1 protein-coding gene is annotated in these 613 nt (G+C 69.5%); it reads left to right on the forward strand.

All coding sequences use genetic code 11. The annotated features are described in order from the left end of the window. Positions 1 to 111: 111 nt before the first annotated feature. Positions 112 to 613, forward strand: a 502-nt coding sequence (locus MJ783_RS20250) for a ribulose-phosphate 3-epimerase (RefSeq protein WP_239312712.1), incomplete at its 3' end; no start/stop codon positions are given.

Raw genomic sequence — 613 nt, forward strand, 5'->3', positions numbered from 1 at the left:
GGGTGCTGGTGTGTCGGGTGCGCTCATGGGCTGACGGGATGACCGAGACCACTGACATCTCGACGTTCATCGGAGCCTGGCGGCCCAGAGCCGGCCGATACGCTCGCAGGCGTGGCCACCGCGCAGATCTACCCGAGCCTGCTCGCCGCCGACTTCGGGCGGATCGCGCAGGCGGCCCTGTCGGTCGAGGGGCACGCCGACTGGTTGCACGTCGACATCATGGACTACCACTTCGTCCCCAACCTGGCGCTGGCGCCGGATACCGTGACCGCGTTGCGCACGGTCACCGCAACCCCGCTTGACTGCCATTTGATGATCTCCGATCCGGACCGCTGGGCCGCCGGCTATGCCGAGCGGGGCGCGGCCAACGTCACGATCCACGCTGAGGCCGTCACCGACCTGCCCCGTACCACCGATGCCATCCGGGCGGCCGGCGCGCGCACCGGCCTGGCGGTGAAACCGGCTACTCCCGTCGAGCGTTACATCGATGACCTGCATCGCTTCGACCTGCTGCTGCTGATGACCATCGAGCCGGGGTTCGGGGGGCAGACGTTCATGGACGAGGTCCTGCCGAAGATCGCGGCGGCGCGGCGGCTGCTGGACGACCGCGGCC

It is taken from the genome of Protofrankia sp. Cj3 (genome assembly GCF_917627355.1).
GTDB lineage: Bacteria > Actinomycetota > Actinomycetes > Frankiales > Frankiaceae > Protofrankia.